This is a genomic window from Cryocola sp. 340MFSha3.1, assembly GCF_000383315.1.
Lineage (GTDB): Bacteria > Actinomycetota > Actinomycetes > Actinomycetales > Microbacteriaceae > Leifsonia.
Map to the genome: position 1 here is coordinate 2,206,473 of NZ_KB911087.1, position 13,068 is coordinate 2,219,540.

At 70.2% G+C, this 13,068-nt stretch carries 15 protein-coding genes; 8 read left to right on the plus strand and 7 right to left on the minus strand.

The features are described 5' to 3' along the window. Positions 1-25: 25 nt before the first annotated feature. Positions 26-1,072: a hypothetical protein gene (locus H284_RS0110655; RefSeq protein ID WP_020076216.1), complete on the minus strand. Its 1,047-nt coding sequence runs from the start codon at positions 1,070-1,072 to the stop codon at positions 26-28. 93 nt (positions 1,073-1,165) lie between these two features. On the opposite strand from H284_RS0110655, the gene H284_RS0110660 reads away from it, so the two are divergent. Both H284_RS0110660 and H284_RS0110665 read left to right on the plus strand, forming a co-directional pair. Beyond that, positions 1,166-2,482 carry an ATP-dependent DNA helicase gene (locus tag H284_RS0110660; RefSeq protein ID WP_018188982.1) on the plus strand — a complete coding sequence of 439 codons (1,317 nt, stop codon included), beginning with the start codon at positions 1,166-1,168 and terminating at the stop codon, positions 2,480-2,482. Between the two features lie 37 nt (positions 2,483-2,519). Next, entirely contained in the window at positions 2,520-2,873 is a 354-nt protein-coding gene (locus H284_RS0110665) for an FHA domain-containing protein (RefSeq protein WP_018188981.1), read from the plus strand. Between the two features lie 65 nt (positions 2,874-2,938). Here H284_RS0110665 and H284_RS0110670 read toward each other — a convergent pair whose 3' ends face one another. Both H284_RS0110670 and H284_RS0110675 read right to left on the minus strand, forming a co-directional pair. Further along, positions 2,939-3,481 (minus strand): hypothetical protein, encoded by a 543-nt coding sequence (locus tag H284_RS0110670; protein WP_020076217.1) that lies wholly within the window; start codon positions 3,479-3,481, stop codon positions 2,939-2,941. Between the two features lie 29 nt (positions 3,482-3,510). Then, positions 3,511-3,924, minus strand: a complete 414-nt coding sequence (locus tag H284_RS0110675; RefSeq protein WP_020076218.1) for a DUF4383 domain-containing protein — start codon at positions 3,922-3,924, stop codon at positions 3,511-3,513. Positions 3,925-4,088: 164 nt separating this feature from the next. On the opposite strand from H284_RS0110675, the gene H284_RS0110680 reads away from it, so the two are divergent. Beyond that, entirely contained in the window at positions 4,089-5,357 is a 1,269-nt protein-coding gene (locus H284_RS0110680; RefSeq protein ID WP_020076219.1) for a serine hydrolase domain-containing protein, read from the plus strand. A gap of 18 nt (positions 5,358-5,375) precedes the next feature. Here the strand turns inward: H284_RS0110680 and H284_RS0110685 are convergent, their stop codons facing one another. Genes H284_RS0110685 through flgN form a run of 4 tightly spaced genes read right to left on the minus strand, consistent with a single transcriptional unit; the run spans position 5,376 to position 8,564 of the window. Continuing rightward, the gene (locus H284_RS0110685; protein WP_018188977.1) at positions 5,376-5,759 is read right to left on the minus strand and encodes a flagellar assembly protein FliW; all 384 of its coding nucleotides are present in this window, start codon (positions 5,757-5,759) and stop codon (positions 5,376-5,378) included. Continuing rightward, positions 5,756-6,628 (minus strand): flagellar hook-associated protein FlgL, encoded by an 873-nt coding sequence (flgL, locus tag H284_RS0110690; RefSeq protein ID WP_331272597.1) that lies wholly within the window; start codon positions 6,626-6,628, stop codon positions 5,756-5,758. The genes H284_RS0110685 and flgL overlap by 4 nt, the downstream gene beginning before the upstream one ends. Before the next feature lie 15 nt (positions 6,629-6,643). Beyond that, complete coding sequence (flgK, locus tag H284_RS0110695; protein ID WP_020076220.1) at positions 6,644-8,068, minus strand: flagellar hook-associated protein FlgK; 1,425 nt, start codon at positions 8,066-8,068, stop codon at positions 6,644-6,646. Between the two features lie 4 nt (positions 8,069-8,072). Next, positions 8,073-8,564: a flagellar export chaperone FlgN gene (flgN, locus tag H284_RS0110700; protein WP_018188974.1), complete on the minus strand. Its 492-nt coding sequence runs from the start codon at positions 8,562-8,564 to the stop codon at positions 8,073-8,075. Between the two features lie 388 nt (positions 8,565-8,952). On the opposite strand from flgN, the gene H284_RS0110705 reads away from it, so the two are divergent. From H284_RS0110705 to H284_RS0110725, 5 genes are all read left to right on the plus strand, one after another. After that, positions 8,953-9,765: a sigma-70 family RNA polymerase sigma factor gene (locus tag H284_RS0110705; RefSeq protein WP_020076221.1), complete on the plus strand. Its 813-nt coding sequence runs from the start codon at positions 8,953-8,955 to the stop codon at positions 9,763-9,765. 155 nt (positions 9,766-9,920) lie between these two features. Beyond that, on the plus strand, positions 9,921-10,757 hold the full coding sequence (locus H284_RS0110710) for a flagellin N-terminal helical domain-containing protein (protein ID WP_026306982.1): 837 nt from the start codon (positions 9,921-9,923) through the stop codon (positions 10,755-10,757). 106 nt (positions 10,758-10,863) lie between these two features. Beyond that, complete coding sequence (fliD, locus tag H284_RS0110715) at positions 10,864-12,252, plus strand: flagellar filament capping protein FliD (protein WP_020076222.1); 1,389 nt, start codon at positions 10,864-10,866, stop codon at positions 12,250-12,252. Then, on the plus strand, positions 12,249-12,680 hold the full coding sequence (locus tag H284_RS0110720) for a flagellar export chaperone FliS (protein WP_018188970.1): 432 nt from the start codon (positions 12,249-12,251) through the stop codon (positions 12,678-12,680). Before fliD ends, H284_RS0110720 begins: the two co-directional genes overlap by 4 nt. Next, the gene (locus H284_RS0110725; RefSeq protein ID WP_020076223.1) at positions 12,661-13,005 is read left to right on the plus strand and encodes a hypothetical protein; all 345 of its coding nucleotides are present in this window, start codon (positions 12,661-12,663) and stop codon (positions 13,003-13,005) included. The genes H284_RS0110720 and H284_RS0110725 overlap by 20 nt, the downstream gene beginning before the upstream one ends. Positions 13,006-13,068: the final 63 nt, after the last annotated feature.

The following is a 13,068-nucleotide window of genomic DNA, read 5'->3' on the forward strand; positions in this document are numbered from 1 at the left end:
CCCGGACCGTGGCTGACGCTCGCGCTCAGGGCTCCTGTGCGACGACGATGTCGAGCGAGCCGTCCGAGCGGATGGTGACACTGCTGAGGCTCATCGCGAACGGCTCCGGATCGCTGCGCGGGGTCACCGTTCCGTCGAACAGCGACTGGACGGTCACGTCGAGGTGCGCGACGCCGACCATCCGGCCGGTGGCCCATCCCGTGTCCCCCGCCTGCAGCCGGACGTCGGGGTAGGTGTCGATCGACCAGGAGGGGTCGCCCTGCACCCGGTCGTCGATCTCGACGCCGAAGGGGCACCCGGCGGGTTGCAGCACGTGCTGCTCGGCGCAGCGGTCGAGGAAGCCGTCGACCTGCTTCTGCACCGCGGACGTGAACGCGGGGGTGGGCTGCGCATCCACCGTGGTCTCGGTGATCCGGCCGGGCGAGGCGGATGCGGCGACGGGCGTGGCGCGGACGTAGCGCGAGCTGTGGCTCAGTTCGAGGGGCGCGAGCGGCAGCACGAGGTAGTCGGCGGAGACCGTGAAAGCGCCGGCGGGCTGATCGGGCGATGCGGCACGCGGGTTCACGGTGTGGCGGCCGACGGTGAAGGTGGAGGCGTGCGCGACGGTGATGCGCGCGACGCCGACGGGCGAGGTCGCGAACGACCAGGTGGGCAGCATCCCGAGCACGGCTCCCGTCTGACGGACGCGGAACGTCGCCGAGACGGGGTCGCCGTTCGCGACGGCCCGCACGACGACGGTGTGGACGCCGTCCGCTCCGGTCGTGTCGGAGGTGACGGCGATATCGCGCACGGTCGGCAGGATGTCGGAGCGCAGGAGCTCGCGGGAGGCGCCCACCGGGAGCCGCGCGGCGTCCAGGGTCGAGGCGGTCGGGTTGGCTCCCGGCATGGCGAGAGCTGTGGACACGTCATGGGAGGCGATCGAATCAGCGAACGCCATGGCGAACCCCGTCGGGCTGTAATACGCGCGCTGCACCGCGCCGAAGCCCGCGAGCACGGCGGCGACCAGGAGGACGCCGACACCCGACCAGATCAGGACGGCGCGTCGGTGCGCGTGCGCATCCCCCACAGCCATGAGGCCATCCTAGGGTCCTGTGGATGAGCGGCTCCGGGGAGCTGCGCCGGGTTAGAGTAGTCCGGCAGGTCGGGCGACACGGAAGGGGCGGGGATGGGCCGGCTTTCCCTCTCGCCGGAGCAGCAGGCGGTGTTCGAGCTCATCGAGCACACCCGCGAGCATGTCTTCGTGACCGGCCGTGCCGGCACAGGCAAGTCGACGCTTCTCAACCACCTCTCGTGGAACACCGAGAAGTCGCTCGTCATCGCGGCACCGACGGGTGTCGCCGCGCTCAATGTCGGCGGCCAGACCATCCACTCGCTGTTCCGGCTGCCGATCGGCGTCATCGCCGACCACGCCATCGACCAGAGCGCCGAGCTGCGCAAGCTGCTGAACAGCATCGACACGCTCGTCATCGACGAGGTCTCGATGGTGAACGCCGACCTGATGGATGCGGTGGATCGCAGCCTGCGCCAGGCACGTCAGCGGGCGGGCGAGCCGTTCGGCGGCGTCCAGGTCGTGCTGTTCGGCGATCCGTACCAGCTGGCCCCGGTCCCCGGCGACCGCGAGGAGCGCGCCTACTTCGCCGATACCTATCGCTCGATGTGGTTCTTCGACGCGCGCGTCTGGCAGGAGACCGATCTGCGCATCGTCGAGCTGCTGCAGGTCCACCGCCAGCACGAATCCGACTTCCGGTTCATGCTCAACGCCGTGCGCCACGGACAGGTCACCAAGGAGATCGCCGACCGGTTGAACGAGGTCGGCGCGCGCCCGGCCCCCGACGACGGCACCATCACCCTCGCCACCCGCAACGACACGGTCAACCGCATCAACGCGCAGGCGCTGGAGCGCCTCCCGGGCCGTGCCCTCACCGCGAAGGCGGAGGTCAGCGGTGACTTCGGCGGACGCAATTTCCCGGCCGACGAGTCGCTCGAGCTGAAGGTGGGCGCCCAGGTGATGTTCCTGCGCAACGACGTGGGCCAGGGCGACGGGCCGCGCTGGGTGAACGGCACCATCGGCACGGTCACGCGCATCGACTCCAACGTCTACGTGGATGTCGACGGCGAGGTGCACGAGGTCGAGCCGGCGATCTGGGAGAAGTTCAAGTACACCTGGTCGCCCGAGACGAAGAAGCTGACGAAGGACGTCGTGGCGGAGTTCACGCAGTTCCCGCTGCGGCTGGCGTGGGCCGTCACCATCCACAAGTCGCAGGGCAAGACCTACGACGCGGCGATCGTCGATCTCGGGACGCGCGCGTTCACCTCGGGGCAGACGTATGTCGCCCTGAGCAGGATCACGACGCTCGACGGGCTGTACCTGACGAGGCCGCTGCGGCCGAGCGACATCACCGTCGACCCGGATGTGGAGCGCTTCATGCGCGACGCCCGGCCGGTGACGATCCCGGTCGCGGGTGCCCAGCAGGCCGGATGAGACGAGTGCTGACGATGCATCGGGAGAGGGGTCGGACGTGGCGGTGACCTTCGTGCTGGACTTCAGCGACGGACAGCACATCGAGACGAGCGGCAACGGCGTGATCGGGCGCAACCCGGCCGTCCACACGCCGGGGACGGAGATGGACGACCCCGGTCACGTGCAGCTGATCACGATCCAGGACGACGTGAAGTCGGTGTCGCGAGCGCATCTGGCGTTCGGTCAGTACGACGGCGTGTTCTGGGTGATGGACCTGGGCTCCGCCAACGGCACCACGATCACCTACCCGGGCGAAGGCACGTTCGCGTGCGATCCGAAGACGCGGCACGAGGTCGACCCGGGGTCGATCGTGCGGTTCGGCGCGGAGTCGTTCGCACTGACCCGCCGCTGACGCGCCGCTGACCCGCCGCTGACGCGTCGCTGACCCGGCCGCGCGGGAGCATGCCCGGCGCGTCGTCAGTGGTGGTGATGCACCGTGACGGCGGCGATGCCCGCGTCGGTGAGCCCGAGCGCCGGGATGGTGACGGCGCAGACCGCGCAGGCGCTCAGCACGAGCGCGAGGAAGAAGCGCAGTCCGCCCTGGTCGGGTCGGGCCTTGCCGGCGCGGATGACGACCGCTGCGGTGGCTGCGACGGCGACATCCAGCAGGGAGGCCGCGCCCATCGGAATGAGCGGGAGCGCGATGACCGTGCCACCGGACGCCGTTGCTCCGACGATGGCGAGCGCCGCCCAGAGCCCGACCGGGAGGAGGGCCAGCGCGGGGACGAGGCGGAACGCCGGAGGACGATCGCGCGCGAGGGTCGCGGCCGCCCATCCCAGCTCCGCCACGGCGAGCAGGAGGAAGGCCGCCAGCAGAGCAGGGGGTGCGCTGGGGGCGAGCGCCGCGTGAAGCAGCCCCGCCCCCAGAGCGGCCACGGCGAGGAAGGCGCGGGTCGCCGAGCCCACCGCGACGGCCGTGGTGGCCGAGGCGGCGGGGGCGACCCGCAGCGTTCCTGTCATCCTGCTCATGGGAGCCGTGGCCCCGCCGGTCAGGCGGCGGCCGTCGTGGCGCGCGTTCCGCGGTCGGCACCGAGGCCGGTTCCGAGGAGGACGATCGCGCTCACCAGGTGGAGGAAGTGGTCGGGGGTGTTCAGCGCGAGGATGTTCGCGTCGGTGCCCACCAGGAAGAAGCCCACGATACCGAGCAGCAGGTAGACCGCCCCGACCGTGATGTTGACGGCCTTCGCGGCCGCAACGCGGGTCAGGCCGGCGATCAGCAGAGCGGCGCCGATGAGGAGGTGGGCGATGTTGTGCAGCGGGTTCACTTCGAAGATGCCCAGCAGCAGACCGCCCTTGGTGGCGACGAATCCGATGCCTCCGGTGACAGCGAAGCCGAGCAGCCCGACGAGCAGATAGACCGCTCCGAAGATGGTGGCAACAAGGCGGTTCGGAGATGTGCGCATTGTTCGTTCCTTCCGTAGGACGGCGCACGGACGCGCGCCTCACTTGTCCATTCGCAGCATCGGCCCGATCGGATTGCGGCCACAGCCCCTTGCGCGTCCGTTCCGTTTCTGCCGCACGTTACAATCGCTGGACACGCAGGGCCGACACCCCGGGAGTTTCATCGATGCGACGTCACACGAAGTTCGGGCGGATCGCGCTCGCCGCGACAGCCGGACTCGTGGCGCTGGTCCTCTCGGCCTGCACCTCGACGGCGGGCGCGAAGCTCCCCGAGCAGCAGAAGGGCGGGTTCTCCGCCGACGTCGAGAAGCGGCTCTCGTCAGCGGTCACCGACGCGATGACGCTCGCCGACGCCTCCGCCGGCTTCGCCGGGGTGTGGGCGCCCTGGTCCGGGACCTGGACCACCGCGCAGGGGACGACCACGCGTGGAGGCTCCAAGCCGGTCAGCGAGGACATGCGCTTCCGTATCGGGCAGAACACCACGCCGATGACCTGCACGGTGCTGCTGCAGCTCGTCGACGACGGAGCGGTGGGGCTCGACGACCCGCTGACCAAGTGGCTTCCCGGGCTGGTCGGGGTCGAGGGCGTCACCCTGCGCGAGCTCTGCCAGAACACGTCCGGCATCGGCGACTACCTGGCGCAGCTCAACCCGGAGTTCATCATGAACCCGACGCGGCAGTGGCCCCCGCTGGAGCTGGCCAGCGACGGGATCGCGATGCAGCGCTACGGCAATCCCGGCGAGAAATGGGGTCGCTCGTCCACGAACGCCGTGCTCCTGGGGATGGCCCTCCAGAACGCGACGAGTCGCAGCTGGCACGACCTCTACAAGCAGTACATCTTCGACAAGCTCGGGATGACGGCGAGCTCCCTGCCCGAGAGCTCGCAGTTCTCGGTGCCCGGGCCGCATCCCACTGGGTATTCGGTGGGGCTGGATGGGGCGGGCGCCATCGTCTGCGAGCCGATGCGCGATGTGAGCAGCATGTCGCCGTCCCAGGGCTGGACGTCGGCCGGAGTCGTCTCCAACATCACCGACCTGAAGGCGTTCGGCCAGGCGCTCGCATCGGGGAGCCTCCTGAGCGAGAAGTCGCGCAAGGCGCAGGCCGACGGGATCGTGATCGGCCAGTCGTGGGAGAGTTACGGGCTCGGGATGCAGATGCTCGGCCCGCTGCGGGGCAGCAGCGGCGCGGTTCCCGGGTATCTGTCCGCGATGTACACGGACCCGGCGTCCGGCTTGACGATCGTCGTCGCGCTCAACAACTCCACGCCGGGGCCGGGCTTCGCCCAGCTCCTGGCCCAGCGGCTCGCCTCCATAGTCTCCAAGACGCCGGCCAAGGAGAAGGGCGCGAAGGTCGTCGCTTCCCTGCCCTGGTCCGAGCAGCAGGCGGTCGACGGGATGACCAAGTCGGCACCCTGCCCGGCCAAGAAGGCCGGGTAGGCGGCGAACGCGGGCCGGTTACGCTCCTGCGAGAGCCGCCAGCTCGGCGCGCACCGGGAAGGCGTCGTCGTCGAGTACCAGCTGGAGGGCCGACCCGGTCGCCCGGTTGACGATCACCGGAGCCAGCAGGTTGACCGTGCTGCCCTCGGGCGACGGCGTGACCACGACGAGGAGCAGGGCGTCCGCGGCCTCGGCGATGCCGAGCTCGGCGGCGCGGTCGTCCGGCAGCTCCGGCGAGTAGCCGGGCAGGTGGCGCTCGGCGTCGATGGTGAACAGCCGGATCTCCGGCCGCTCGATCGAGGCGAGCGTGTACAGCCCGTCGGCGCCGGCGACCGGGTCGAGGTCGAACGCATCGAGCGGCTCGAGTCCGGGCGGCGGGGTGAGGAAGCGGACCGCGCTCACCGGAGGAAGTCCATCAGCGTCGGCTGGAGCACGCGGGCCGTGACGGCGATCGCGGTCTGGTAGTTCACATCCTGCGTCTTCAGGTCGAGGATCACCTTGCTCAGGTCGACGTCCTCCAGGGAGGAGCGCTGACCCTCCAGCGCGTTGGCTCCGACGGCGAGCGTATCCTTCGCCTTGTCGATGCGGGTCTGTCGACCGCCGACCTCCGCGTGCTCTCCCACGATCGCCTTCATCCTGTCGTCGATCTCCGCGAGGCGCGGGGTGACGTTCACACCCGTGCGGAGGTCGTTCACGGTGTTGTCGATCAGCGCGAACACCGACGACGCGCCGGTTCCGAAGACCGCGGCGCCGTCCGCATCCACCCGCACCGTGGTGTCGGGGCCGATCCTGCGCTCCACTGTACTTCCCGCCGTCCCGGTGAACGAGTAGTCGGGCTGGAAGGCGACACCGGCGTCCGAGTTGCCCGCGAACACCGTGCGGCCGAGGTAGGTCGTGTTGGCGAGCGACAGGAGGCTCTTCTTGAGTCCGTCGAGCTCCGTCGCGATCGACTCCTTCGCCTCGGGCGACATGGCGCCGTCGTTCGCGCCCTGCAGCGTGAGGTCGCGGACCCGGCGCATGAGCGTCTCGACCGACGTCAGGGCCGAGTCGGCGGTGGTCAGCCAGGCGTCGCCGTTGCCGACGTTGCGCTGATACTGGGCGGTGGCCGCGGCGTCCGACCGCACTCCCATGGCGCTCGCCGTGGCGGTGGGATCGTCCGACGGCTTGTTCAGCAGCCGTCGGCTCGTGGCCTGGTCGTACAGCTGCGCCTGGCGCTGCAGACTGAGCTGGAGGTTGCGCTGGGCGTTGAGGGTCTGGGTGGCGTTGGTCACGCGGCTGATCACGGTTTATCTCCCGACGAGTCCGGTGTGGTTGATGAGCACATCGAGGGCCTCGTCCACGGCGGTCATCACGCGCGCGGCGCCCTGGTAGGCGTGCTGGAAGGACAGCATGTTCATGTTCTCCTCGTCGAGGTCGACGGAGGAGCCGGCGAGCTGGGCGTTCGTCGCGGCGCTGGACGCGAGGTCGGCGAGGTCCGACTGCTGCTTCTCGGTGCGGCTGGCGACGCCGACGCGCACGACGAAGGACGACCACTGCTTGTCGACGGCGCTCGCTCCGGTGCCGAGCTGGCTGATCGCGTCGGCGATGCTGCCGTCGGTGCCACCCGCTCCCGGGGTGCCCGTGGCGATCTGGCCGACGCCGGTCGGCACGACCGAGAGGCCGAGCGCGGCCGGCTTCGTGGGGTCGATGGCGAAGAAGTCGAGGCCGGTGGCGCCGGTGGGGGTCGCCCCGGTGGAGTGGACGGCGTTGACGCGCTGGGCGAGCGTCACGGCGAACGCGTTGTAGCTGACGACCGCTTCCGCGAGCACTCCCCCGGTGCCCGAGGCGTCGGCGGGGGCGAGCGTGGAGACGGCTCCGGCGATCGATCCGCCCTCGAGCGCGATCGCCGCGCCCGGCCGGTACGCCCACTCGAGGCGCGCCGGGTCGGCCGCGGCGTCCGCCATGCGGGAGGCGCCGGCCGCCTTCACGAGGTTGGTGCTGGTGCCGGAGACCAGCGCGTTTCCGCCGACCAGCACATCCACGGTGCCGTCGTCGTTCGGCCGGACCACTCCCCCGGCGAGCTTGGCGATGGATGCGGTGAGCAGGTCGCGCCGGTCGAGCAGCTCGTTCGCCGACTGACCCGACGCCAGTGCGGAGCGGATGCGCCCGTTGAGGTCGGCGACGGCGGTCGCTGCGGTGTTCAGGTCGGAGGCCATGCCGTCCATCGACGCGCGGAGCGTGGTCCACTGGTCGTCGACCGACCGGTACCCGGTCTGCAGCTGGGTGACGAGGCTGCCCGCCTGCCCGAGCAGCACGCCGGCCGGCGCCTGCTCCCCCGCCTGGTTGGCGACGTCGCCCCAGGCCGACCAGAACTTCTGCAGCTGGGCCGAGAGGCCGTTGGTCCCCGGCTCGTTGAGCGACTGCTCGAGGGTCGCCAGGGCGTCGGCACGGGTGTTCGTGTACCCGGAGAGCGCGGTGGTCGTGCGCACCCGCGCATCCAGTGCAGCGTCGTCGAGGCGCTGGATGCCGTCGATCGTGACGCCCTGGCCCGGGCGGACGCCGCCGCTGAAGAGCCCGGCGGACGACAGCGCGGGCACGCCCGAGGTCGTCACGCGCTGCCGGGTGTAGCCCTGCGTGTTCGCGTTCACGAGGTTCTGGCCGACCACGTCGAGCCCCGCCTTGGCGGCGACCAGCCCGGTGTACGCGGTGTTCAGGCCGCTGAAGGTGCTCATCCGGTCAGGCCTCCGTGTCGAAGAAGCGTGCGGTGTCGCCCGCCTGGCCCGTGCCGCCTGCTCCGTACACGCCCGGGTCGTCGCCGGCGCCCGAGAGCGAGCTCAGCGTCTCCTGCGTGGAGCGGGCGGCCTCCCGGAGCAGGCGCTCGTTGGTGTCGCGCACCTCGGCGATCTGCGCGGTCAGCTCGGTCATGGCCGCGAGGTGCGACCCGAAGATGTCGGACCAGATGCCGTCGGGTGCGGCGGTGGCGAGCTCGCGGAGGGTCGCATCCTGACCGAGGCCCCACTCCTCCGCCAGCGCGGCGACCTCGACGGTGCGGGCGAGACCGACGGCGCGCATCCGCTCGATGACCTGCTCGACCTCACGGGTGGCGTGCGAGATCCACCGCGACTTGCCCGCGATGAGCAGCAGCTGCTCCTCCTCCAGCTTGAACAGCAGGAGCTCGAGGAGCTCGCGTTCCTTCCAGAGCTGCGCAGAGAGTTCGCTCGCGGCCATGTCGCTACCAACTTCCTCGTGAGTCGATGTGCGCACCTGGTCTCCTCGGGTTCCGAAGGCGGTGGATGTGTTCCGCCACCCCAGACCATCGGCACGCTTGCGCCCGATGTTAGGCGCGCGATCACACCGGCGAGAGGCACGACCTACCGCTTTTCGGGGTGCTGTCAGTATTCCCCGTACTGGGGGTACTCACTGCCCCGTAATGGGGACAGAAAGCATGCAATCTGAACAGTCTCGAATTGTTACCGTGAACAGCGGAAGACACCTAGCACCTCGCTCGGCACCCGACCCAGCCCGAGCGTCCACCGCACCGCCCGAGTACCCGCGACACCCTCCCCCGAAAGAGGTCGACGCGCGGTACCCGTCCGATGAAGAGGGGTCGCCCAGCGTGAACCGGAACGAACGCAACACGCTCGTCGTGGAGAACCTGCCGCTCGTCGGCTATCTGGTCTCCGACCTGTGCTCCCGCGCCACCCACCTGTCGCGCGACGACCTGGCCTCGGCCGGCGCTGTCGCCCTCGTGCAGGCGGCCGACGCGTACGACGCCACCACGGGCGTCCCGTTCGGCGCGTACGCCCGCACCCGCATCCTCGGCGCACTCGCCGACGAGCTGCGCGCATCCGACTGGGCCACACGTTCCGCGCGCAAGCGCATCAAGGAGACCCTCGCGGTGCAGGAGAGCCTGACCTCGGCCCTCGGGAGGAAGCCCAGCGTCGACGAGATCGCCGGTGCGCTCGGCGTCGACCGCGAGACGGCCGCTGCCGGCCTCGCCGACGCCTCGCGCACGGTGACCGCGCTCGACGAGACCATCGAGCCGCTGCTCGTCTCGGAGACCGTCGGCCCCGAGGACTCCCTGCTGGCCGACGAGCAGACCGCCTACGTGCGTGCTGCGGTCGCCGCCCTCCCCGACCGGATGCGATCCATCGTCGAGGCCATCTACTTCGACGACCGCACGGTGACCGAGATCGCGGAGGAGCTGGGGATCACCCACTCGGCCGTGTCGCAGCAGCGCTCGGAGGCCATCCGCCTCATGCGCGAGGGCATGGCCACCCACTACGCCGACGAGGGCGACCCCGTCGTCATCGAGGCGAAGACCTCCCAGGCCCGGCGCAGCGCCTACCTGGCGCGTCTCGCGCAGCACGCGGTCGCGGGCGTCTCGCGCCTCTCCCCCACGTCCCCGAGCTCTGCCCGGGCGTCCTGAGCCATCAGCTCCTGACTTTTTCCGCCTGAATCGGCCGAAAGACGCGAAAAAGTCAGGAGCGGATTGCTGCTAACGGGACGGACAAGACAGCCGATAGAGGCTGATGCGGACCACGGAAGGGCCGCGAACCACCACCCAGTCATGGAGGAAACATCATGGGTATGCAGATCAACACCAACATCGCGGCGAACAACGCCTACCGCAACCTGAACAACACGCAGAGCGACCTCTCGAAGTCGCTCGAGAAGCTGTCCAGCGGCCTCCGCATCAACCGTGCGGCGGACGACGCGGCGGGTCTCGCCATCTCGGAGGGCCTGAAGTCGCAGGTCGGCGGTCTGACCGTCGCCGCCCGCAACGCTCAGGACGGCATCAGCGTCGTGCAGACCGCTGAAGGTTCGCTCACCGAGGTCCACTCCATCCTGCAGCGCATGCGCGACCTCGCGGTGCAGGGCGGTAACGACTCGAACAACACCACCTCGCGTGCGGCCATCAAGACCGAGGCGGACGAGCTCGGCAAGGAGCTCGACCGCATCACGCAGGGCACGAACTTCAACGGGATCGACCTGCTCAAGGGCGGCTCGCTGAACTTCCAGGTGGGCGCGGGCTCGACGGCGAACGACACCATCGCGGTCGGCCTGGCCGATGTCGCCACCTCCGTCGGCACCCTCGGGGGCGCCACCGGCGCGACCGGGTTCGACGTCAGCACCAACGCTGCCGCGAACACGACCATCACGGCGATCGACACCGCGATCACCGCGATCTCGACCGCTCGCTCGGAGCTCGGCGCCTCGCAGAACCGCTTCGAGTCCGCTGTCCGCAGCCTCAACGTCTCGAAGGAGAACCTCTCGGCCGCGTCCAGCCGCATCACCGACACCGACATGGCGGAGGAGATGGTGAAGTACACCCGCTCCAACATCCTGTCGCAGGCCGGCACCGCGATGCTCGCTCAGGCGAACCAGTCCAACCAGGGCGTCCTGCAGCTGCTCCGCTGATCGGGCCCGGCGGCCGGGGCGTAGTCCCCAAAGCGTGCCCCGGCCGCCGCACCATCCCGCACCACCGCACCACCCCGAACCACCGTCGTAGGAGGGAGACCACCGCATGGGCATGGCGATCGACGGGCTCATCAGCGGCCTGCAGACGACGGATCTGATCAACAGCCTGATGCAGGCGGAGGCGATTCCGCAGACCCTGCTCAAGAACAAGGTCACCGACTCCACCAACTTCATCTCGGCGATGCAGGCGCTCAACTCGAAGGTCGCCGCGCTCGCCGACTCCGCCGCGAAGCTGGCGAAGCCCGCCGGCACCGACCTGCACACGGCGAGCACCAGCTCCACCACGGTCACCGCCACCGCCGGCACGGGCGCCGTGGACGGCACCATCGACTTCACGGTCGACCGCCTCGCGCAGTCGCAGGTCACCGTGACCGGGCCGCTGACCGAGTGGCCGGACCAGCCGCCGATCCTCACCTTCGTCGCCGCCGACGGCACGACCAAGCAGATCACCGCCGCCAGTTCGTCGCTCGCCGATGTCGCCGCCGCCATCAACCAGGCCGGCGCGGGTGTCAGCGCGACACGGGTCGCCGCGGGTCTCGACCCCGCGACCGGGCAGCAGTTGTACCGCCTGCAGCTCAGCTCCACGAAGACCGGGGCCGCGGCCGCCTTCACGGCCTATCGCGGGACGGCGGCGGATGTCGCGGCCGGCACCGCGACGAACATCCTGTCGGACGCGGGCTCGTCGCAGGTGCGGCAGGCCCAGGACGCCCAGCTCACCCTCTGGGCCGGCACCGGCGCCGCGCAGACCGTGACCAGCGCGACCAACAGCTTCGCCGACGTGCTCCCCGGCGTGACCGTCTCGGTGACCGCCGCGTCCACCTCCCCCGTGACCCTGACGGTCGCGCGCGACGACAAGAGCATCTCCGCGGCGGCCGGCTCGCTGGCGACCGCCGTCAACGACATCCTCACGTACATCGGCCAGAAACAGGCCGTCTCGACCTCGACCGACGCCGCGGGCGGCACGGTCGTCACGGGAGGCGTGTTCACGGGCGAGTCGTCGGTGCGCGATGTCAACCAGAAGCTGGTGGATGCGGTGATCGCCCCCATCGGCGGCGTCTCCCCCTCGACCTACGGCATCAGTATCACGCGGGACGGCGCGGTCACCTTCGACCAGGACGTCTTCGCCACGGCCATGGCCGCCGACCCCGACGCGGTGAAGACCGCCGTCGCCACGATCGCCCAGCGCGTCGCGGACGCGGCCACCGATGCCAGCGACACGTACACCGGCTCGATCTCGCTCAAGATCAAGGGCGAGCAGTCCACGGTCAAGAGCCTCAACGACCAGATCACCGATTGGGACGGCCGTCTCGCCGACCGCCGCGCGACCCTCGAGAAGACGTACGCCAACCTCGAAGTGCAGCTCCAGCAGCTGCAGTCCCAGTCGTCGTGGCTCACCGGCCAGCTGTCCTCCCTCCCGTCTGCGAGCGCATCATGAACGTCCTCACCTCCGCGGCCGCGAAGCTCTCGGCCTACAACCGCGACAGCGTCCTCTCCGCCAGCCCGGCGCGACTCCTCACGATGCTGTACGACCGGCTCCTGCTCGACCTCACCCGCGGCGAGGCCGCGCTCACGGCCGAGCAGTGGCCGACCGCCTGGGAGAACCTGCGGCACGCCGACCAGATCGTGGCCGAGCTCGCGGGGACGCTGCGGGTGGAGCTGTGGGACGGCGCCGAGGGTCTGCTGCAGCTGTACGGCTACCTGGCGGATCTCATCGTCGGCGGGATGATCGAGCGCGACCCGGCGAAGGTGCGCGAGGCCATCGAGCTCGCCGAGCCCCTGCGCCGGACCTGGCACGAGGCCGCGGCGCTGCTGCCGGCGGCCGCCACCACGACGGAAGCGGACCGTGACCTCGGCGTCGCCTGACGACCTGCTGCGCGACGTGCCCGAGGTCGCTCCGGAGGCCGCTTCTGAGGCCGCCGCCTGGGCCGAAGCGCTCGATCGCATGGAAGACGAGCTGCACGGTGCGCTCGCACAGGTGGACCCGGTCCCCTGGCGTCCGCCGATCGCGCTTGGCCCGATCCCACCGGAGCTGCAGGAACGCGCGACGCGTCTCCTGGAGGCGCAGTTGCACACCATCCGCTATCTCGAGGACGTGCGTCAGACGACCGCGCGGCACCTCGCGGCGGTGCGTTCTGTACCCCGGTCCGAGGTCGGCGCGCACCCGGTCTACTTCGACCTGATCGGCTGACTCCCCATAGCAGTTCTCCACCTGTGGATAACTCTGTGCAGAATCAGTGGATGAGAGCGCGAA